Origin of the sequence: Collinsella aerofaciens ATCC 25986 (genome assembly GCF_010509075.1) — a bacterium.
Classification (GTDB): Bacteria; Actinomycetota; Coriobacteriia; order Coriobacteriales; family Coriobacteriaceae; genus Collinsella; species Collinsella aerofaciens.
On sequence record NZ_CP048433.1, the window covers coordinates 1,674,203 to 1,693,184 of the forward strand.

The 18,982-nt window shown below is 59.6% G+C and carries 13 protein-coding genes and 2 rRNA genes; 3 read left to right on the top strand and 12 right to left on the bottom strand.

The window, feature by feature from the left end; translation table 11 throughout:
• Positions 1-48 precede the first annotated feature (48 nt).
• The 4 genes from GXM19_RS07585 to GXM19_RS07600 form a co-directional block, all read right to left on the bottom strand.
• Complete coding sequence (locus tag GXM19_RS07585) at positions 49-2,124, bottom strand: elongation factor G (protein WP_040359539.1); 2,076 nt, start codon at positions 2,122-2,124, stop codon at positions 49-51.
• Between the two features lie 310 nt (positions 2,125-2,434).
• Entirely contained in the window at positions 2,435-3,199 is a 765-nt protein-coding gene (locus GXM19_RS07590; protein WP_040359537.1) for an amino acid ABC transporter ATP-binding protein, read from the bottom strand.
• Entirely contained in the window at positions 3,192-3,845 is a 654-nt protein-coding gene (locus GXM19_RS07595) for an amino acid ABC transporter permease (protein WP_006235606.1), read from the bottom strand. The genes GXM19_RS07590 and GXM19_RS07595 overlap by 8 nt, the downstream gene beginning before the upstream one ends.
• Complete coding sequence (locus tag GXM19_RS07600) at positions 3,845-4,705, bottom strand: transporter substrate-binding domain-containing protein (RefSeq protein ID WP_006235605.1); 861 nt, start codon at positions 4,703-4,705, stop codon at positions 3,845-3,847. The genes GXM19_RS07595 and GXM19_RS07600 overlap by 1 nt, the downstream gene beginning before the upstream one ends.
• A gap of 349 nt (positions 4,706-5,054) precedes the next feature.
• Between GXM19_RS07600 and rlmD the strand changes: the two genes are divergently transcribed.
• A complete protein-coding gene (gene rlmD / locus GXM19_RS07605) occupies positions 5,055-6,503 on the top strand; it encodes a 23S rRNA (uracil(1939)-C(5))-methyltransferase RlmD (protein WP_006235604.1) in 1,449 nt (482 codons plus the stop codon).
• Positions 6,504-6,568: 65 nt separating this feature from the next.
• Here the strand turns inward: rlmD and GXM19_RS07610 are convergent, their stop codons facing one another.
• The 5 genes from GXM19_RS07610 to tilS all read right to left on the bottom strand — a co-directional run bounded on the left by GXM19_RS07610 (position 6,569) and on the right by tilS (position 13,287).
• Positions 6,569-7,390, bottom strand: coding sequence for a phosphatase (locus GXM19_RS07610; RefSeq protein WP_006235603.1), 822 nt, complete (start codon positions 7,388-7,390; stop codon positions 6,569-6,571).
• Between the two features lie 165 nt (positions 7,391-7,555).
• Positions 7,556-8,740, bottom strand: coding sequence for a pyridoxal phosphate-dependent aminotransferase (locus GXM19_RS07615; protein WP_040359535.1), 1,185 nt, complete (start codon positions 8,738-8,740; stop codon positions 7,556-7,558).
• A gap of 171 nt (positions 8,741-8,911) precedes the next feature.
• Positions 8,912-10,990, bottom strand: coding sequence for an ATP-dependent zinc metalloprotease FtsH (gene ftsH, locus GXM19_RS07620; RefSeq protein ID WP_256637916.1), 2,079 nt, complete (start codon positions 10,988-10,990; stop codon positions 8,912-8,914).
• A 61-nt stretch (positions 10,991-11,051) separates the two neighbouring features.
• Positions 11,052-11,600, bottom strand: coding sequence for a hypoxanthine phosphoribosyltransferase (gene hpt / locus GXM19_RS07625; protein WP_006235600.1), 549 nt, complete (start codon positions 11,598-11,600; stop codon positions 11,052-11,054).
• A 148-nt stretch (positions 11,601-11,748) separates the two neighbouring features.
• Positions 11,749-13,287: a tRNA lysidine(34) synthetase TilS gene (tilS, locus tag GXM19_RS07630; protein WP_006235599.1), complete on the bottom strand. Its 1,539-nt coding sequence runs from the start codon at positions 13,285-13,287 to the stop codon at positions 11,749-11,751.
• Between the two features lie 48 nt (positions 13,288-13,335).
• On the opposite strand from tilS, the gene GXM19_RS07635 reads away from it, so the two are divergent.
• The gene (locus GXM19_RS07635; protein WP_006235598.1) at positions 13,336-14,145 is read left to right on the top strand and encodes an MBL fold metallo-hydrolase; all 810 of its coding nucleotides are present in this window, start codon (positions 13,336-13,338) and stop codon (positions 14,143-14,145) included.
• A gap of 82 nt (positions 14,146-14,227) precedes the next feature.
• Here GXM19_RS07635 and GXM19_RS07640 read toward each other — a convergent pair whose 3' ends face one another.
• Positions 14,228-14,659 (bottom strand): Hsp20/alpha crystallin family protein, encoded by a 432-nt coding sequence (locus GXM19_RS07640; RefSeq protein WP_040359532.1) that lies wholly within the window; start codon positions 14,657-14,659, stop codon positions 14,228-14,230.
• Between the two features lie 277 nt (positions 14,660-14,936).
• Between GXM19_RS07640 and GXM19_RS07645 the strand changes: the two genes are divergently transcribed.
• The gene (locus tag GXM19_RS07645) at positions 14,937-15,404 is read left to right on the top strand and encodes a hypothetical protein (protein ID WP_138113597.1); all 468 of its coding nucleotides are present in this window, start codon (positions 14,937-14,939) and stop codon (positions 15,402-15,404) included.
• Positions 15,405-15,534: 130 nt separating this feature from the next.
• On the opposite strand, the gene rrf is transcribed toward GXM19_RS07645, so the two are convergent.
• Together rrf and GXM19_RS07655 are read right to left on the bottom strand one after the other, a co-directional pair.
• Positions 15,535-15,650 (bottom strand): 5S ribosomal RNA (gene rrf / locus GXM19_RS07650).
• A 146-nt stretch (positions 15,651-15,796) separates the two neighbouring features.
• Positions 15,797-18,771, bottom strand: a 23S ribosomal RNA gene (locus GXM19_RS07655).
• Between the last annotated feature and the right edge of the window lie 211 nt (positions 18,772-18,982).

Genomic DNA, 18,982 nt, shown 5'->3' on the forward strand with positions numbered 1-18,982 from the left:
CCAGGGCGGCCTTTTCGTCAGCGTCCACATTGCAGGCAACGCCACACGCTACTTGGCGCGGCCCTCCTCATAGCGCTCGACCAGCTTGGCCTGAACGTCATAGGGAACCTGCTCATAGCCAGCGGGCTTCATGGTAAAGTCACCCGTGCCGCGCGTGATAGAGCGCAGGCGCGTCGAGTAATCCGTCAGCTCGGCGAGAGGTGCCTGGGCGATGACCACGGTGTCGCCGCGTTCATCGGTCTCCATGCCCGTCACGCGACCGCGCGATGCCGAGATGTCACCCATCACGGCGCCGGCGTAGCTCTCGGGAATAGTCACCGTGATTTCCTCGATGGGCTCCAGCACCACCGGGTCGGCATCGGCGCATGCCTTGCGCAGGCCGATGCGAGCCGCCGCGCGGAACGCCATCTCGTTGGAGTCGACGCTGTGATACGAGCCGTCGTACACAGCCACGCGAATGCCCGTGAGCGGGTAGCCGGCAATGATGCCGTCCTTCATGGTCTCCTGGACACCCTTGTCCACGGCGGGGATCAGCGAGCGCGGAATGCGGCCGCCCACGACCTCATCCACAAACTCGTAGCCGTCGCTCGTGCCGTCGGGCCCAATAAGCGGCTCCACGCGCAGCCAGCAGTCGCCGTACTGACCGGCGCCACCGGTCTGCTTCTTGTGGCGACCCTGGGCGCTCGCCGTGCGGCGGATGGTCTCGCGATACGGAATGCGGATCGGCACGCTCTTGGCCACGACCTTGGTGCGATCCTCCAAACGGTTGAGCAGCACCGAAACCTGCGCCTCACCAACGGCGGAGATGATAGTCTGGCCCGTCTCCTCGTCACGATCGATGCTCATGGTCGGATCAGCCTTGCACGCCTTCTCGATAAACGTATAGAGCTTCTCTTCGTCGCCACGGTTCTCGGCCTCGATGGCAATGCGGTACTGCGAGTTGGGGAACTTAAACGCCGCAGCCTCGACCTTGCCGGTAATCGAGAGCGTATCGCCCGTCTCGGCCGCCAGCTTGGGCGCCACGATGATGTCGCCGGCATAGGCGTGACCGACCTCGGTCATGTCGCGGCCGCACATCACATACAGGTGGGCCAGACGATCGCTCTTGCGGGTACGCGCGTTGATCAGCTCAAGACCCGGCTCAAGCGTACCCGTCAGCACCTTGATAAAGCTGATGCGACCCTGCTGCGGATCGGCCAGCGTCTTAAACACAAACGCCACCGGACGGTCATCGTCGCTCGAAATCTTGAGCGAATCACCGTCGATGAGCGGCATCTCGCCGTAGTCCGTCGGCGCCGGGAAGTACGTGGCGATGTCGTCCATCAGCGAGTTGACGCCCTGCTCCTTAATGCAATCGCCCGCAAAGACCGGCACAAAGATGCGCTCGGCAATCGCCTTCGACAGCAAGCCCTCAAGCTCCTCCTGCGTCAGCGTCTCCTCGCCTTCCAAGTACTTCATCATCAGTTCGTCGTCAGCCTCGGCCACCAGCTCGCACAGATGGTCATGGGCCTCCTCGGCCTGGGCACGATACTCCTCGGGAATCTCCGACTCAACGGCTTCGGCGCCGTTGCAATGGCGCGCCTTCATGCGCACCAGGTCGATGATGCCATCAAAGTCCTCGCCCTCGCCCCAGGGAAGGGTCACGGCGCCCAGTCGCGTGCCAAAGCGCTCCTGCAGCAGGTCCATCGTGGTCGCAAAGCTGGCCTCGGAGCGCGACAGGCGGTTTACGAACACCGCACGCGCCAAGCGCAGGTCCTCGGCGGCATACCAGAGCTTAACCGTCGTAGGCTGCGGGCCGGCCTCGGCGTCGACCACAAACAGGGCCGTCTCGCAGACGCTCATCGCGGCAAAGGCGTCGCCGATAAAATCGGGGTAACACGGGGCATCGAGCACATTGATGCGCGCGCCCTTCCAGTCGATCGGTGCAATGGTCGTCGAGATGGAAAATGCACGCTTGACCTCTTCGGGGTCATAGTCGAGCGTGGGCTTGGTGCCGTCGTGGCCGCCCAGGCGGGCGGTCTTGCCAGAAAGGTGGAGCATGGCCTCGGCGAGTGAAGTCTTGCCCACCCCGCCTTGGCCTACGAGCACCACGTTCCTTACATTGCCGGTCTTGGGAGCACCCATGATGACCTCCTTGCAGGGCCGCGCGCATTGCGCGACGCCAACGGGGAGAGTTCGCGGTCGGTGCCATCCCGGGAGCAGCATGGTCGGCAGCCGAGCCGACTCACCCTCCAAATGTCCTATGCCACCACCCTACCCTCACGGGCGACCGTCCATGCACACCTTTCGGCACACGTATGAATACAGGCGGCGAGAGGAAGAGACAAGCTTGTGAGGCGATTATTGAACCCCGCCGATGCAAACAAAAAGCCGCCACAGACCGTAAGACCTGCGGCGGCTTCGCCTCAATTAATAGTTGAGCAAATACCTGAGCCTATCCCTCGATACGGCTCAAAAACTCACGCGTGCGCTGCTCGCGCGGATGGTCGATAACCTGCTCGGCCGGACCCTCCTCGACAATGCGGCCGCCATCCATAAAGACCACGCGATCGGCAACATCGCGCGCAAACTGCATCGCGTGGGTCACGATCACCATCGTCATATTCTGCGCGGCAAGGTCTTTAATGACACGCAGCACCTCGGCCGTTAGCTCGGGATCGAGCGCCGAGGTCGGCTCGTCAAAGAACAAGATTTCCGGGTCGAGCACCAAGGCGCGGGCGATACTCACGCGCTGTTGCTGACCGCCCGAAAGCTCACACGGAACCTTGTTCTCGTTGCCCACAAGCCCCATCTGAGCAATCAATTCATGCGCACGAGCTTCCGCCTGCTCGCGCGGGCGCTTAAGAACGCGGATCGGCGCATCGGTGATGTTTTTCATCACGGTATAGTGCGGGAACAGATTGTAGTTCTGAAACACCAGGCCAAATCGCGAGCGCGCCTGCCTGGGCACATCGCCCTTCGCATAGACCGCGCCCGAACCCGCATCCGTCGCAACGGCAAGGTCGCCAAACAAGAGCGAGCCTCCGTCGAGCGTCTCGAGCAGCGTGGCACACCGCAGCAGCGTGGACTTGCCGCCACCCGAAGGCCCGATAATCGCCACGACCTCTCCACGCTTTACCTCGAGCGAGATATCCTTGAGCACCTCATTGCCGCCAAACGCCTTGCGAGCGTTCGATATATTCATTACCGAATTAATCATGGTAGTAATCCAATTTTTTCTCGGCGGCGCCCAGCAGCATCTCGACAACGAAATTAAAGACCCAGTAAATCAGCGCCGCAATCGCAAACGGCACCATGCTCACCTGCGAGGCGACCAGCGCCTTGGCCGTCGAGAACATCTCACCCACGCCAATGGCAAACGCCAGCGACGTGTCCTTGACCAGCGTGATGATCTCGTTGCCCATCGCCGGCAGAATACGCTTGGCGACCTGCGGCATCACGATATACAGAAACGTCTGCACGCGCGAATAGCCCAGCACCTCGGCAGCCTCGTATTGACCGCGCGGAATGGACTGCAAGCCCGAGCGATAGATCTCGGCAAAGTAACCGGCGTAGTTGATGATGAACGCCACGACGCACGCCGTCCACTTGGAATCGGGCGTGAGCGAAATGCCAAACACGTAATACGGGGCAAAGTAGATGGCAAACATCTGCAGCATGAGCGGCGTGCCGCGCATGACCGAGATATAGATGCGCGCAATCCAGCGAAGCGGCGCGATTTTGCTCATGCGCATAAACGCCACGGGAATTCCCAGCGGAATCGACCCGAGCAGCGTCAACACAAACAGCTGCAAACTGACCAAGAACCCCTGGCCAAGCATCTGCATCATGACCTGAATAGACATTACTTGAGCACCCAATTATCGAAAGACAAACCATAGCTTGAATATTTATCGCAGAGGTCCTTGACCGTGCCGTCCTCGTAGAGCGCCTTGAGCGACTCGGCTACAGCATCGGCCGACTTGGTGTCGCCCTTCTTAAAGCCAACGGCGTAGTGCTCGCTGGACAGCGGCTCATCAAGCTGCGTATAGGCATCGGGCTTGGCGGCAAGCTGATACTGGGCAATCGAAAGGTCGCACGCCACGGCATCGACCGCGCCGCTCTCGAGCTGCATAAAGGCCGTGTTGTACTCGCCGATCGTGTCGAGCGTGGCAAACGTCGCTGCCAGATCCTTCTGGTCACCCTCAAGCACGTCCTGCGCAGCGGAATCAGTCTGGGTAATCACAGTCTTGCCGGCAAGATCGTCCCAGCCCTTGATGCCCGCATCCTTCTTGACCACCAGCACCTGCTCGTTGAGCATGTACGGCTCGGAGAACGTGTAGTCGTCCTCACGGCCCTCCATGGTAAAGCCGTTCCAGATACAGTTGATGGCGCCCGAGTTGAGCAGCGTATCCTTGGCATCCCAGTCGATGGCCTCGTATTTGACCTCCCAGCCCTGCTTATCGGCAACAGCCTTGGCCAGATCGAGATCAAAGCCGGTGTACTCGCCATCGTCGCCCACAAAGCCGTACGGAGGATAGGACTTATCAAAGCCCACCACGAGCTTCTTGGACTCCGCAGCGCCCTTCACATCCTTGGCCGCGGCAGAGCCAGCAGCGGAGCCCTTGCCGGCACCACCGCCGCAACCGACAAGACCAAGGCCAAGCACCGTAGCGAGCGAGCCGGCTAGACCAACAAACTGACGACGAGACATATCGGTGTTCATGGTATCCCCCCTTGATGGCACTTTAGTTAAGTAAAGTGATTCGTGTAACGTCCAGAATCATACACTTTAGTGAGATGGAGTACAAGGGAGGGTTTGCCCGGCGTGGGCGGGGAGCGGCGCGTAATTAAGTTTCCTGCTCTACAGTCCTGCGCAAGACGGAAAGCACATTAAGTGCTTTCCTTTGCGTGCGGAACTCGCGATAAACTTAATTACGCGCCGCTCCCCGCCCACGCCGGGCAAACATCGTTGGACTTATCACTGACATGAAATAGGCGCTTGTATATCGTCCGCTAGCTTGGCACGGTACAATGCTTTCAGCTTTCAATTTGTAAATTAGTGGGGTTAATTCATGGCAGAATCTCGTGCGAAGCGTAAGGCTCGTCGTGCTTTGATCGAGGCGGCTGAGGGGTCAGAGGAGAAAAAATCTTCTCAGAAATCCAAGTCGTCTCAGGACGCGAAGGGTAAGTCGGCCAAGGGCAAGGCTAAGGCCAAGCGTCCCGGCTCTCGTCGGAACGAGGATAAGGCATCTCAGACTCGCTCCAAGCGCCCGTATAAGAATCCGGCTCCGTCTGCGCGCAAGGCCGTTGATCCCAAGTCTCCTTGTTCCATCATGAAAGCTTGCGGTGGGTGTACAGCGCTCAATCGTCCTTATAAGAAGCAGCTCGCCGCCAAGCAGGCTGCTATGGAGGAGCTTTTTGCTTCGCTTTGTGAGCGTGAAGACATTGCTGTAGATCCTATTCGCGGTATGGGAGTCACCCTGGGCGACCCGGGCAAATATCCTGCGCCGCGCGGTTTTCGCCATAAGGCCGCCACTCCCTTTGCTCCCGGTAAGGAGGGCGCTGTCCGTTGCGGTTTCTTTGAGCGCGGCACGCACAAGATCGTTGCCGTACCCGAATGCCCCGTCGAGGCACCGGGCGCCCGTCAGATTCTCAACGGCATCGCACGCGAAGCTGAGCGGCTGCATATTCCCGCCTTTAATGAGGACAAGCATCTTGGTTTGCTTCGCTATGCCGTCGTCCGCTGCGGTTGGCGTACCGACCAGGTCATGGTTACGCTCGTGACCGCTCAGCGCGACTTGCCGCATGCGCAGGAGTTCTTTGAGGCTGTCGCCGCACTCAATCCGCACATCGTCACCGTCGCCCAAAACATCAACGGACGTCCCGGCAACGCCATCCTCGGCGAGGAAACCCGCATTGTATATGGCGCCGAGTGCATGCGCGACCAGCTGCTCGGCTGCGAGTTCGATATCTCCCCCACCGCGTTCTACCAGACCAACCCGCAGCAGACCGAGCTGCTCTATCAGCTCGCGATTGACGGCATGGACCTGCAGCAGGGCGACGTACTCATGGATGCCTATTGCGGTAGTGGAACTATCGGCCTGTGCGCAGCCAAAGCCGCCCAGGACAAGGGCGTCGGTATTATGCTGCTTGGCGTGGAGCGCAACCACGCCGGCATTGCCGACGCACGTCGTAATGCCGAGCTCAACGGCCTCACCCGCAGCGCTTGGTTTATGGCCGACGATGCCACCGATTACATCCTGGATGCCGCCGATAACAACGAGCGGGTCGATGTCCTTTCCATCGATCCGCCGCGCGCCGGCTCTACCCCCGAGTTCCTCGAAGCTGCCTGCGCGCTTAAGCCGCGCCGCATCACCTATATCAGCTGCAACCCCGTGACTCAAGAGCGCGACCTGCATCAGCTCCTCGACGGAGGCTATCGCCTGCTCAAGATCACGCCCGTCGACATGTTCCCTCACACCGACCACACCGAAACCGTAGCGGTCCTCGAACGCCGCTAATCCACCGGCACAAGAAAGGGGGCGACCCGCCTGGGCCGCCCCCTTCGCTTGGTTTATAAACTCCGCTACATCCCATTGCGCAGATCGCACACGCCGGCTGCCGCCATCTCGCGCAGCAGCGTCTCGCGATCGCGCGTCACGATCAGATCCAACGGGAAGTGAATCTCGTCGAGCATCTTGCGAGCGTAATCGAGCTTACCAATTGCCATGCCAATGTGCGCATCGGTCGAAACGCCAATGCCCACGCCCAGCTCGGCGCAGCGCTCGGCGATCTTGCGGCATACGGCCCAATGCTCAGTGTCGACACCGTGTTCAAGACTATGGTTGTTGATCTCAATAATCTTGTGCTTGGCCTTAGCTGCCAACAGCACCTCGTCGATATCGAACGGCACGCCCGAACGCCCCGTGTGGCCCAGCATGAACACCTTGGGGTGCTCCAGGGCATTGATATACATCTCGGTCGTCTGGGCCAGCGTCGCGCCCTCGGCAATCTGCGGATTATGCACGCTTGCAACCAAATAATCCAAATTACGCGTAACCAAATCGAACAGCGAATGCTGACGGCTGTACGAATCGCCGGCAATATCGAGCGTGACAAGAGTGTCCTCGCCAAACAGGCTTCCGTCCAGCGAAACGATATCGGCCTCGGCACCACGCAGCACCAGCACGCCGCTCCAAATGCGCGGCCAGATATCCTGGTTGATAAAGAACTGGTAACTGCGCAGGTCATTGGGGCAAGCCGTAACCATAGAGCTCAAATGGTCGGCAGATCCGAGCACCTGCAGACCACGCTCTGCCGCCCAGTACACATTCTCCTCAATGGTCGAATATGCATGCGCAGAGAACATCGTATGGGTATGAATGTCACAAGAAAGCAGGTAGGGCATCAGGTCTCCTTATCTGGCACGGCCGTCGCTTATATTCATTGTACGCATAGCCTTCGATAGTCGTAAAACCACTCCATCCCAAAGACACAACGTCCATGACAACGGGGTCCGGCTTAACACCAAACCCCGTTTCACGTAAAACATTGTAGGCAGAGCGCTTTACTTTTAACGATACTCGTCCGCCAACTGTTTCCAAGCGGGTAGCGAATTGACAATCGTTTCGTAGCTCACGCAATAGCCCAGGCGGAACCAACCCGGCATACCAAAGCTGTCCGAGGGAACCGCAAGCAACTCATACTTCTTTGCGCGCTCACAGAACGCATTCGCATCGGGCTCCAACGCTTTCACCCATAGGTAGAACGCGCCATCCGGCTCAACATAGGTGTAGCCATACTCCGCTAGTGCGTCGGTAAGCGCGGTGCGGTTGCGCGCATAGGCCTCGACATCGCTCGGCTCATCGATGCAATCGATGATTACGCGCTGGAAGAGTGCCGGTGCGCATACAAAACCCAGCGTACGGGCAGCACCCGCAACAGCCGGCATCAGACGGGCAGCCTGCGGATTGGTGTTGGGAACCAAGATCCACCCCACGCGCTCACCCGGCAGCGACAGCGACTTGGAATACGAGTAGCACACGATGGTGTGCTCGTAGATCGAGGGCACCCAAGGCACCTCGGCACCGTACACGATCTCGCGGTACGGCTCATCCGAGATGAGCATAATCGGATTCTCGGGATCGCGCTGAGCGTTGGCCTCGCGCAGAACATTGGCCAGTCGCGTCAGCGTGTCGCGCGTATACACGGCGCCGGTCGGGTTATTCGGCGAGTCGATGATGACGGCAGTCGTCTTATCGGTAATCGCCTTGAGCGCGTTGTCCACACTCAGCTGGAACGTATCTTCATTGGCGAGCGCCTCAACACACGTACAGCCGGCTTTCTCAATCCACACGCGATACTCCGGGAAGTACGGTGCAATGACGATAACCTCATCGCCCGGGTTCGTAACGGCGTTGAGCGTGCAGGTGAGCGAAGCCGCGGCGCCCACGGTCATAAAGACATCCTTGCCCTCATAACTCGTACCAAAGCGGCGGTTGAGCGACTCAGCCACGGCGGTACGGCACTGCGGCAGGCCCGGTGCGGGCGTGTATCCGTGCAGCTGGTCACTCGGCAGCTCCAAGGCCTTCTTAATGGACTCCGCCACGGCAGCGGGCGCCGGAACGCTCGGGTTACCCAGCGAAAAATCGAATACATTTTCCGCACCAATCTGCGCCTTGCGCTCAAGGCCATAGCTAAAAATCTCGCGGATGATGGAGCTTTCCGCACCGCGAGCATACATAGTTTCGTTGATCATCTGTTCCCCTTTCACATAGGCGCTATTGTACGCTTTAGCCGAGCAAAGCGCCGCAGCAATGTTGATTGGGGACAGACTTAAATGCGTGAAAACGCTCATTTAAGTCTGCTCCCAATCAACAAAAAGAAAAAGCCTCCGCAGGTTTCCCCGCAGAGGCTTTCGCCACAAAGGCTATTTGTCGGCGTCGGCGTCGGCACCGGCATTGACGGCACAGTCATCGCCGGCATCATCGGATGCGGCTTCGGCATCCTCCTGCATGGCCGCCTGCGCAAATGCCGCGGCATCGGCCGCCAGCTCCTCCTCGCTCATACGAGGCGCACGCTTCTTGGTCGGCATGCCGGCCGCCTTGGCATTGCGCTCCTCCTTGGCCGCCAGGATATCGCCCTCGCGCTCAAGGTAGGCGTCCCACTCGTTGTCGAGCAGGGCATTCACGGCGTCGCCTTCGACGGTCTCGCGCTCAAGCAGCACCTTGGCCATCAAATCGAGCTGGTCGCGACGGGCATCCAAAATCTCGACCGCACGACGATGGGCCTCACGCATAATGCGCTGGACCTCGATGTCGATGCGGCGCGCCGTCTCCTCGGAGTAATCCTGGTGATCGGCGTAGTCGCGGCCCAGGAATACCTGATGCTGCGCCTCACCAAACACCTGCGTTCCAAGCTCCTCGCTCATGCCCAGGCGCGTGACCATCTCGCGCGCCATCTTGGTCGCGCGCTCCAGATCGTTGCTCGCGCCCGACGTGATGTCGTCGCACATGAGTTCCTCGGCAACGCGACCGCCCAAGAACACGGCAAGCTCGTCGAGCATCTCGTTCTTGGTCTTGAGGAAGTGGTCCTCCTGCGGAAGCTGCAGCGTGTAGCCCAGCGCCTGGCCGCGGCTGACGATCGAGATCTTGTGAACCGGATCGGAGTGCTCCAGGATGTGACCCACCAGGGCATGGCCGCTCTCGTGGTAGGCGATCGTGGTGCGCTCGGCCTCGGTCATCACGCGACCCTTGCGCTGCGGACCGGCAATCACGCGCTCCATCGATTCCTCGACCTCGTCCATCGAGATCACGGAACGATGGCGGCGGGCAGCCAGCAGCGCAGACTCGTTGAGCAGATTTGCCAGATCGGCGCCGGTGAAGCCAACGGTCATCTGGGCGAGCTTCTCAAACTTCACGTCCTCGTCCATCGGCTTGTTCTCGGCATGCACGCGCAAGATCTGCTCGCGGCCCTTCACATCCGGACGGTCAACCGTAACCTGACGGTCAAAACGACCGGGGCGCAGCAACGCCGGATCCAGGATGTCAGGACGGTTGGTTGCAGCGATCAGGATGACCGACTCGCTCTCCTCAAAACCGTCCATCTCGACCAGCAGCTGGTTGAGCGTCTGCTCGCGCTCGTCGTGACCGCCGCCCAAGCCAGCTCCGCGCTGACGTCCCACAGCATCGATCTCATCGATGAAGATGATCGACGGAGCCTGGGACTTGGCCTCCTTAAAGAGGTCACGCACGCGGCTGGCGCCGACACCCACGAACATCTCGACAAAGTCGGAACCCGAGATGCTAAAGAACGGCACGCCCGCCTCGCCGGCTACAGCCTTGGCCAGCAGCGTTTTACCGGTGCCCGGAGGGCCCACCAGCAACACGCCGCGCGGAATCTTGGCGCCCAGCTTGCGATAGCGGTCCGGATCGCTCAAAAAGTCACGGATCTCCTCGAGTTCCTCGACTGCCTCGTCCACGCCGGCAACGTCTTCAAACTTGACCTTGGGGCGCGTGGCCTCGTTGGTCTTGGCGTTGGTCTTGCCAAACTGCATGTTCCTGTTGTTGGCGCCCATCATCTGGCGCATAAAGTAGAACATGATGGCGATAAGGGCGATCGTCGGAAGCGCACTCATCGCCAAGTCGCCCCAAAAATCGGGATCGTTGGTGTTGACGATGTACTTGGTATCGGGGTGCTCCGCCATGAGCTCGGCAAGCGAATCGGAGCCGACATAGGTCGAGGAGAAGCTCTTGAGCTCGCTCGTATCGCCCTTGTCCTTCTTCGTCTTCCAGTAATGACCCGTCACGCTTCCGTCTTGAACCGTATAGGTCAGATCTTCGACGCGATCCTGCTTGATGGCGCTCACCATCTCGCTCGTCGCGAGCTTAACGGTATTGCTGGAATTGGCAAAGCCGGAGCCCATGTTAAAGAAGGCGTAGCCCAGAAGCGCGCAAGCCAAAATAAAATACAGCCAGCCCGTACGCGTGGGCTTCTTGCCTCCGGGCATCCCCGGGATCTTAGGCTCCCGGGGAGTCTGGGAATTGTTATCGTTATGGTCGTCGGGCATCTTACGAATAAACCTCCGGTTTCAAAATGCCCAGATACGGAAGGTTACGATAGCGCTCGGCATAGTCGAGGCCGTAGCCCACCACAAAGGCATCGGGGCAATGGGTTCCAACATACTTGGGCGTGATGGCCGAGGTGCGGTCCTCAACGTCCTTCCACAGGAAGGCAGCGACCTCCAGCGAAGCGGGCTTGCGGCTCTCGAGGTTCTTCATCAGGTACTTGAGGGTCAGGCCCGAGTCCAGAATGTCCTCGACGATCAGCACGTCGCGACCACGGATGTCGATATCCAGATCCTTAATGATACGCACGATGCCCGAAGACTTCACACCGTCGCCATAGCTCGAAACAGCCATGAAATCGATGTTGGTCGGTAGCTCAATCTTGCGCATCAGGTCGCCCATAAAGACAACGGCACCGCGCAGAACCGCGATCAGCACCAGATCCTTACCCGCGTAGTCGCGAGTGATCTCCTCGCCCAGGCGAGAAACGATGCCGTCGATATCCTCCTGCGTAAACAGAACCTTCTCGATATCCGGATGTTGAGAAGCCATGACAACCCTTTCTTGTGCTTAATCGCCCACACACCGCCGTATGGACGCGAACTACACATTCTAGCAGCGCACGGGGTATATTTTCCAGCCCGCGCACCATCAGCGCGGGAATACCGTCAACGCCGCACAGAACAGCTGGTGCGAGGGGCTAATCCGCGTCAACCACGCGAAGCAGATAAGCCACACGCGTCGCCGCCGTGCATTTAAAACGTTCGTCCGCGCGAACTCCGGCGACCCACACCACGGCACCTCCCGGCGCCGTCCTCACCACGGGCACGCCGGCGCGCTCGGAAACGGGAATGCGAGCCTCGCCTAGCAAGTCGGATACCTTCTTGCTTCGGCCACTCATTCCTAACGGGCACATCACGTCTCCCGGTGCGGGACCGTCCACCCACAGGCGCGCCAATCGCGCCTCTGCAGGGATCTCGCCACGTGAGCCCGCCAGGATCCGCTCACTATCGCTGTCGGCAAAACCCAGGGCAGCCGCGTCTACCAAAGCTGTCACTTCCCCGGCAGCCGCAAGCTCACGGGCGCGGCGCACGATATCGCATCCCGGCTCAACGGCCATCGGCTCTGCGACCAGCATGCGCCCCCCGCCCAACGGCAAACGACCGGGTATGGTAATCCAGTCCGCAACCAGCCCCTCACGAGCCGCCGGCGCCTTAAACGCTAGCATGCCAAACTCGACGCGCGCGTCAATTCCCGCCGGAAGCGTGACCGAGCCTGTGCCTTCGGCAACGCAGGAAAGGACTCGCTCCACATGTCGCATCTCTGGACGAGCGCCCGGATCGATGCGTTTGATCGCCAGTCGCACGATGCGCCGCGCGATTACCACCTCGGCCGCAGCAAGGCGTCTGGCATCGAGCACTAGCGCGCCCGCCGCCTCCTTGCGCAGGCAGCTTCGAAACGCCTGTGCCGACAGCTGGGATAGAAACGCATCTTCGTCACCCAAGATCTCACAGGCGGCGCCAATCGTCTTGCACACGCTCGCATTACGCTGTGCCACCACTGGCATTACCCGATGGCGCACGTAGTTTCGCAGATACGAGATATCCTCATTGCTCTCGTCTTCACGCCACGGCTGACCATGTACCTGTAGATAGCCCACGAGCTCGCCATGAGTTAGGTCGAGCAAGGGACGCACCACGATATTCCTCCGGCGAGGAATGCTCGATAGACCAGCGGGCCCCGAACCCTTAATCGCGTTCATCAAAAACGTTTCCGCGCGATCCGAAGACGTGTGCGCGGTGCAGATACGAGCCGCCGTTCGCGGTGCCCCCGTCTGGGCGCAGAGTTCGCGAACATACCTCCGCGCCGCGGCATAGCGCACCTCGCGGGCCGCGGCCTCAATATTGCCCGACTCCCCATCAAAATAAGCGTGCTCCACACACAGCGGTAAACCATATTGCGCGCAGAGCTCACGCACAAAGGCCTCGTCGCCATCGGACGCCTTGCCGCGCAGATGATGGTTTACATGCAGCACATGCAGGCGCTCGCGAGCAATGGGGGCAACACCGCGTCCGTCTTGGATATCCAGCTTTGATGTGCACGCCATAAGAAGCAGTGCCGTCGAGTCCGCGCCGCCTGATACCATGAGCACGACAGGAGCTGCCTGCTGCCTCGTCCGGGTCTCATCGACTGCCCCAGGCACGGCATGGTGTCCGTAATGCTGTGATACCGTTGGCATTCGCTTCCTCCTTTATTCGTCCGCACCCATTGTATCCTTTGGAATCTTATGTCTTGCCTGCACCTTCATATCCTCGGCAGTGGCTCTAAAGGCAACTGCGCACTCATCGAGGGCCCGCAGGGGCTCATTATGGTCGATGACGGACTGTCTCGCCGCGAGACATTAAAGCGCATGGCAGAACTGGGGCTCTCGGCAGACAACGTCTCGGCTCTTCTCATTACTCATGAGCATAGCGATCACATCAAGGGCCTCGATGTCTGGTGCAAGCACTGGCACGGCCCCCTCTTTGCCAGCAGGGGCACTCTTTCGAGCAAAGAAAATCTTTCGCATCTGCCTGTCGAGGAATTCGATCCCGGTGACACCCTATCCATTGCCGGCATCCACGTGCAAACCTACTCAACGTCACACGATGTCATCAATCCAGTCGGCTATCGATTCGACACCCTCGATGATTCCATCGGTTTTGCCACCGACACCGGAGAGCTATCGAGCCAAGCCATGAACACCCTCGAAGATTGTCGAGTCCTCGCACTCGAAAGCAACCACGATGTGACCATGCTGCGCGAGGGAGAATATCCCCGCTTTCTTCAGGAGCGCATCCTGTCTGCAAGGGGACACCTCTCCAATGGCCAAGCCGCCGAAGCCGCGCGCGAACTTGTTACCGAACGCACCGAACAGCTCATTGCCATGCATATCAGCCAAGATAACAATCGTCCGAGCCTTACCGTCAAAAGCTATGCCAAAGCTCTGACCGCAACCCTGGATGACGAGGTCGGCAGCTCCGCAACCCTTCTCCAAGGATCGCGAAAACTCTCGATACGCCCCGCAAGCCAGCATCGGCCAGTAACCATTCAATAGACTGTCCTAGACAGCAAAAGGGGCCGAGAATCGCTTCCCAGCCCCTTTTGCTGTCTTTTAATAGCGCAGAACACCAACGAAGTTAGTCGATGGAGATCTTCGTAACGTTCTTCTTCTCGACGATCTTGGGGACCGTAACGGTCAGGATGCCGTCAGCGTACTTAGCCGAGAGGCCCTCGCTCGAAGCGTCCTTTAGATACACGCCACGCGTCGCGCTGTACGAGCTGAACTCCTTCTGCAGGAAGTTCTTGCCCTCGTTCTCCTCGTCTTCCTCGACATTCACGCTAATGGACAGACGACCCTCGTTAAGCTCGACATCGATATCGTCCTTGGCGACGCCGGTCAGATAAGCCTTGACCTCATAGCCGTCGCCCTTATCCTCAACGTCAACGGGAAACGCCTTGGAAGCAATCGAGTTGTTTGCAAGGTCAGTCATATCATCAAACAGATCGAACAGCGAGCTAGCAGAAGGACGAACGCCAAAAACCGAACGATAAGGAACCATGCTTGCCATGTTTACCACTCCTTTTAAGGACTGCCGAGTCATCTTCTAGGTGACTGGGACTTCTTTTGACGCTCTTATATATGCCCACCCAGTGCTCATATATACATCGACTATAAAGTTTTTTGAGTCTAGTACTATAAGCATATCTAAGTGTGTTTGACTCAGGTTTTAATAAGGTTAAGGTTCTTTGAACCAGAGCTTAAATAACAAGTATGTTCACAGCTACAAATAGCAAGGGGCTTACAATGAGCGCGTACACGTTGTTGGTAACGAGCTAAAGGGCATCATGGACGACCAAAACCAGAACAAAATGTTTATGCCGACGCAGGGGGAAGATACTTCCACGCAGCCGCCGCGGTTCCATCGCCCCCACATCTCGCAAGAGCCCATTAATGATCCGGAGCCCGAGTATGTGACGAGAAATCGATATCAAACGCTCGAGGATGCCCAAACGGGACGTAAACATATGGGCGTCGCCTCGGGAGACCCTGTATATCTGAAAGACGCACCATTATCTAAAAACAGCGCAGCTAGTGATGAGCCGATGAAAGCATCCGCCACTCATCGACAAAGAGGTCCTCGACCAAAGCAAACCTTGACGCATTCGGCTCGCTATCTCGAAACGCCAAAACAGGGAAAATCAATCTTCGTTTCGACAAGTAAACGACGCAAGCAGCATCGACTGACAATCCTGCTTTTGATCATTGCGGTCATAGCAGTTGCCCTTGTTATTCGATTTATTTTCTTTAAATAAAAGCTCAATACCAAAAACGATAAGATCGTCTGGTGTAAATGAGTCATTTACGCCCGGTAAACGCAAAAAAGGGGGAGGCCGCGAGGCCTCCCCCTTCTCAGTTCAAGCGTACGGCTCGGTGCCGTCCACCGGTCAGCGGCGCCCTGGCCTCCCACGGGCCGACCCCGCAGTACTCTCGGCGCGATGGGGCTTAGCTTCCGGGTTCGGAACGGGACCGGGCGTGCCCCCCATGCTCTGGCCGCTGACCGGTGGGCGGCGCCCACCGTTACGGTGTCCTGGGTCTCACTCTACACGTGCCCTGGGGGCCGCATGGCGCATAGGGGAGGTGACTCGGGGGCATCCTCGTGCCCGGACCGCGCATGAGCGCATGTCCCGCGGGCCGCGAGGTGCGGTTCCGGAAGAGCTCGGGCGATTAGTGCGGCTCGGCTGAGGCTGTCGCCAGCCTTGCACCTGCCGTCTATCGACCAGGTAGTCTACCTGGGCCCTTACCGGAAGGAGAACTAATCCCTGGAACGGCTTCCCGCTTAGATGCCTTCAGCGGTTATCCGCGCCGCACGCGGCTACCCGGCCGTGCCGTTGGTCGACAACCGGTTCACCGGAGGTGCGTCCACCCCGGTCCTCTCGTACTGGGGGCAGCCTCCATCGATTCTCCTGCGCCCACGGAGGATAGGGACCGAACTGTCTCACGACGTTCTGAACCCAGCTCGCGTACCGCTTTAAACGGCGAACAGCCGTACCCTTGGGACCTGCTCCAGCCCCAGGATGCGATGAGCCGACATCGAGGTGCCAAACCTTGCCGTCGATGTGGACTCTTGGGCAAGATCAGCCTGTTATCCCCGGAGTACCTTTTATCCGTTGAGCGACGGCCCACCCACTCGGGGCCGCCGGATCACTAGAGCCTGCTTTCGCACCTGCTCGGCTTGTGGGCCTCGCAGTCAAGCCCGCTTGTACTCTTGCATTCAAAAGGACGGTTGCCGACCGTCCCGAGCGGACCTTCGCGCGCCTCCGTTACCCTTTAGGAGGCGACCGCCCCAGTCAAACTGCCCGCCTGGCACGGTCCCCGAGCCGGTTGACGGCCTCGGGTTAGGACGCCGGTCGCGCGAGGGCAGTATTCCAAGGGCGGCTCCCCGGGGGCTGGCGCCTCCGGATCGATGCCTCCTGCCTATCCTCTACACGCGGGACCAGCGGCCAATGCCAAGCTGCAGTGAAGGTTCACGGGGTCTTTCCGTCCTTCCGCGGGTAAGTCGCATCTTCACGACCAGTGCAATTTCACCGGGTCCATGGTCGAGACAGCGCCCAAGTCGTTGCGCCTTTCGTGCAGGTCGGAACTTACCCGACAAGGAATTTCGCTACCTTAGGACCGTTATAGTTACGGCCGCCGTTTACCGGGGCTTGGCTTCGGGGCTTCGCCGAAATGGCTAACTCCTCCGCGTGACCTTCCGGCACCGGGCAGGCGTCAGACCCTATACGTCGCCTTGCGGCTTCTGCAGAGTCCTGTGTTTTTGGTAAACAGTCGCTTGGGCCTCTCCACTGCGGCCCGCCTCCGCTCCCGGAGCAAGTCCGTTCACGTACGCGCGGGCACCCCTTCTCCCGAAGTTACGGGGCCATTGTGCCGAGTTCCTTGACCATGGTTGACCCGATCGCCTCGGTATGTTCTACCCACCCACCTGTGTCGGTTTGCGGTACGGGCGCGCACGCGCCTGCCTAGGGGTTTTTCTAGGGACCTCGGGCTCACTCGCTTCGCTCAGTCGCTTCGTCCGGAGCCTCGCCCTTCGTGCGGACCGGATTTCCCTGGTCCGCGGGCCGCGCTCCATCACGGGGACGTCCAGAACCCCGCCGAGCCACCCCCATCCGTCGCCCCGTCGGTCGTAGCGCCGCGTGCGCGGTGCAGGAATGTCTGCCTGCTGCGCGTCGGCTACGCCTACCGGCCTCGCCTTAGCCCCCGACTGACCCTGGGAGGATTAGCCTTGCCCAGGAAACCTCGGGTTCACGGCGGACGAGTTACTCTCTCGTCTCTCGCTACTCATGCCAGCATTCTCACTCCCATGCGCTCCACCGTCGGTCGCCCTCCGGCTTCTCCGCCCATGGGAAGCTCCCCTACCGATTCTGAAAATCAAAATCCCGCCGCTTCGGTGTCCAGCTTAGCCCCGTGTATTGTCGGCGCATGTCCACTCGACCAGTGAGCTGTTACGCACTCTTTGAATGGATGGCTGCTTCTAAGCCAACATCCTGGTTGTCTGGGCGGACGCACATCCTTTGCCACTCGGCTGGAACTTGGGGACCTTAGCGGGCGGTCCGGGCTGTTTCCCTCTCGAGCACACAGCTTAGCCCACATGCTCTGACTGCCGCGCTCTGGGCCGCCGGCATTCGGAGTTCGGTTGGATTCGGTAGGCGGCGAAGCCCCCTCGTCCATCCGGTGCTCTACCTCCGGCGGTGAACGCGCGACGCTAGCCCTAAAGCTATTTCGGGGAGAACGAGATATCTCCGGGTTTGATTGGCCTTTCACCCCTATCCGCAGGTCATCGCCGCCGTTTTCAACCGACGTGCGTTCGGCCCTCCACGGGGTCTTACCCCCGCTTCAGCCTGCCCACGGATAGCTCACCCGGCTTCGCGTCCGCGGCGCGGGACTCAAGTCGCCCTGTTAAGGCTCGCTTTCGCTCCGGCTCCCTTTCGGTTAACCTCGCCCCGCGCCAGCGACTCGCTGGCTCATTCTACAAAAGGCACGCCGTCACAACTAAAAGTTGCTCCGACTGCTCGTGGGCGCACGGTTTCAGGTACTGTTTCACTCCCCTCCCGGGGTGCTTTTCACCTTTCCCTCACGGTACTGGTGCGCTATCGGTCACAGGGTAGTACTCAGGCTTGGATGGTGGTCCACCCAGGTTCGGACCGGGTTTCACGTGCCCGGCCCTACTCAGGGACCGCGTCGCGCCGTCCGGTCTGGGTTCGCGTACGGGGCTGTCACCCGCTGCGGCCGGCCCTCCCATGCCGTTCCGCTCCCCAGCCGGACCTGCGCCCGGGGGCGGCAGCCCCCGGATGCGCGGCCCTGCAACCCCGTCGGCGGAACCCCTGCCGGGTATGCCCGCTCGACGGTTTGGCCATCGGTCCCCTTTCGCTCGCCGCTACTCGGGGAGTCTCGAGATTGATTTCCTCTCCTCCGGGTACTTAGATGTTTCAGTTCCCCGGGTTGTCCTCCCCACCCCTATGTGTTCGGGGTGGGGATATGCACACTGCTGTGCATGGGTTCGCCCATTCGGAGACCCCCGGGTCGAAGGATGTGTGCTCCTCGCCGGGGATTATCGCAGCTTGCCGCGTCCTTCATCGGCTCCCTGTGCCAAGGCATCCGCCGTGCGCCCGTGGTATCTTGCGGGACCGCATCGGGCCCGCGGGATATCCACGTGTCGCTAAAGTTAATTAATCGATATCATGAATAGCGCTCGTATGTCGCAATTCGGGTATCTCATACCGCGGCACAGTCTGTTTCACTGTGCTCGCGATCAGATGCTCCTCACTCATAAATAAGTGAATTCTTCTTGTTTGGATCGGATGAATGATTGCTATCATTCTGTCTGATAAATCGC

Excerpts from the sequence above, each read along its gene's own strand:
- rlmD (WP_006235604.1), top strand. The coding sequence starts at position 5,055 with ATGGCAGAATCTCGTGCGAAGCGTAAGGCTCGTCGTGCTTTGATCGAG.
- GXM19_RS07610 (WP_006235603.1), bottom strand. The coding sequence starts at position 7,390 with ATGCCCTACCTGCTTTCTTGTGACATTCATACCCATACGATGTTCTCT.
- GXM19_RS07595 (WP_006235606.1), bottom strand. The coding sequence starts at position 3,845 with ATGTCTATTCAGGTCATGATGCAGATGCTTGGCCAGGGGTTCTTGGTC.
- GXM19_RS07640 (WP_040359532.1), bottom strand. The coding sequence starts at position 14,659 with ATGGCAAGCATGGTTCCTTATCGTTCGGTTTTTGGCGTTCGTCCTTCT.
- GXM19_RS07600 (WP_006235605.1), bottom strand. The coding sequence starts at position 4,705 with ATGAACACCGATATGTCTCGTCGTCAGTTTGTTGGTCTAGCCGGCTCG.
- GXM19_RS07615 (WP_040359535.1), bottom strand. The coding sequence starts at position 8,740 with ATGATCAACGAAACTATGTATGCTCGCGGTGCGGAAAGCTCCATCATC.
- hpt (WP_006235600.1), bottom strand. The coding sequence starts at position 11,600 with ATGGCTTCTCAACATCCGGATATCGAGAAGGTTCTGTTTACGCAGGAG.
- ftsH (WP_256637916.1), bottom strand. The coding sequence starts at position 10,990 with ATGCCCGGAGGCAAGAAGCCCACGCGTACGGGCTGGCTGTATTTTATT.
- GXM19_RS07590 (WP_040359537.1), bottom strand. The coding sequence starts at position 3,199 with ATGATTAATTCGGTAATGAATATATCGAACGCTCGCAAGGCGTTTGGC.
- GXM19_RS07645 (WP_138113597.1), top strand. The coding sequence starts at position 14,937 with ATGGACGACCAAAACCAGAACAAAATGTTTATGCCGACGCAGGGGGAA.
- tilS (WP_006235599.1), bottom strand. The coding sequence starts at position 13,287 with ATGCCAACGGTATCACAGCATTACGGACACCATGCCGTGCCTGGGGCA.
- GXM19_RS07635 (WP_006235598.1), top strand. The coding sequence starts at position 13,336 with ATGTCTTGCCTGCACCTTCATATCCTCGGCAGTGGCTCTAAAGGCAAC.
- GXM19_RS07585 (WP_040359539.1), bottom strand. The coding sequence starts at position 2,124 with ATGGGTGCTCCCAAGACCGGCAATGTAAGGAACGTGGTGCTCGTAGGC.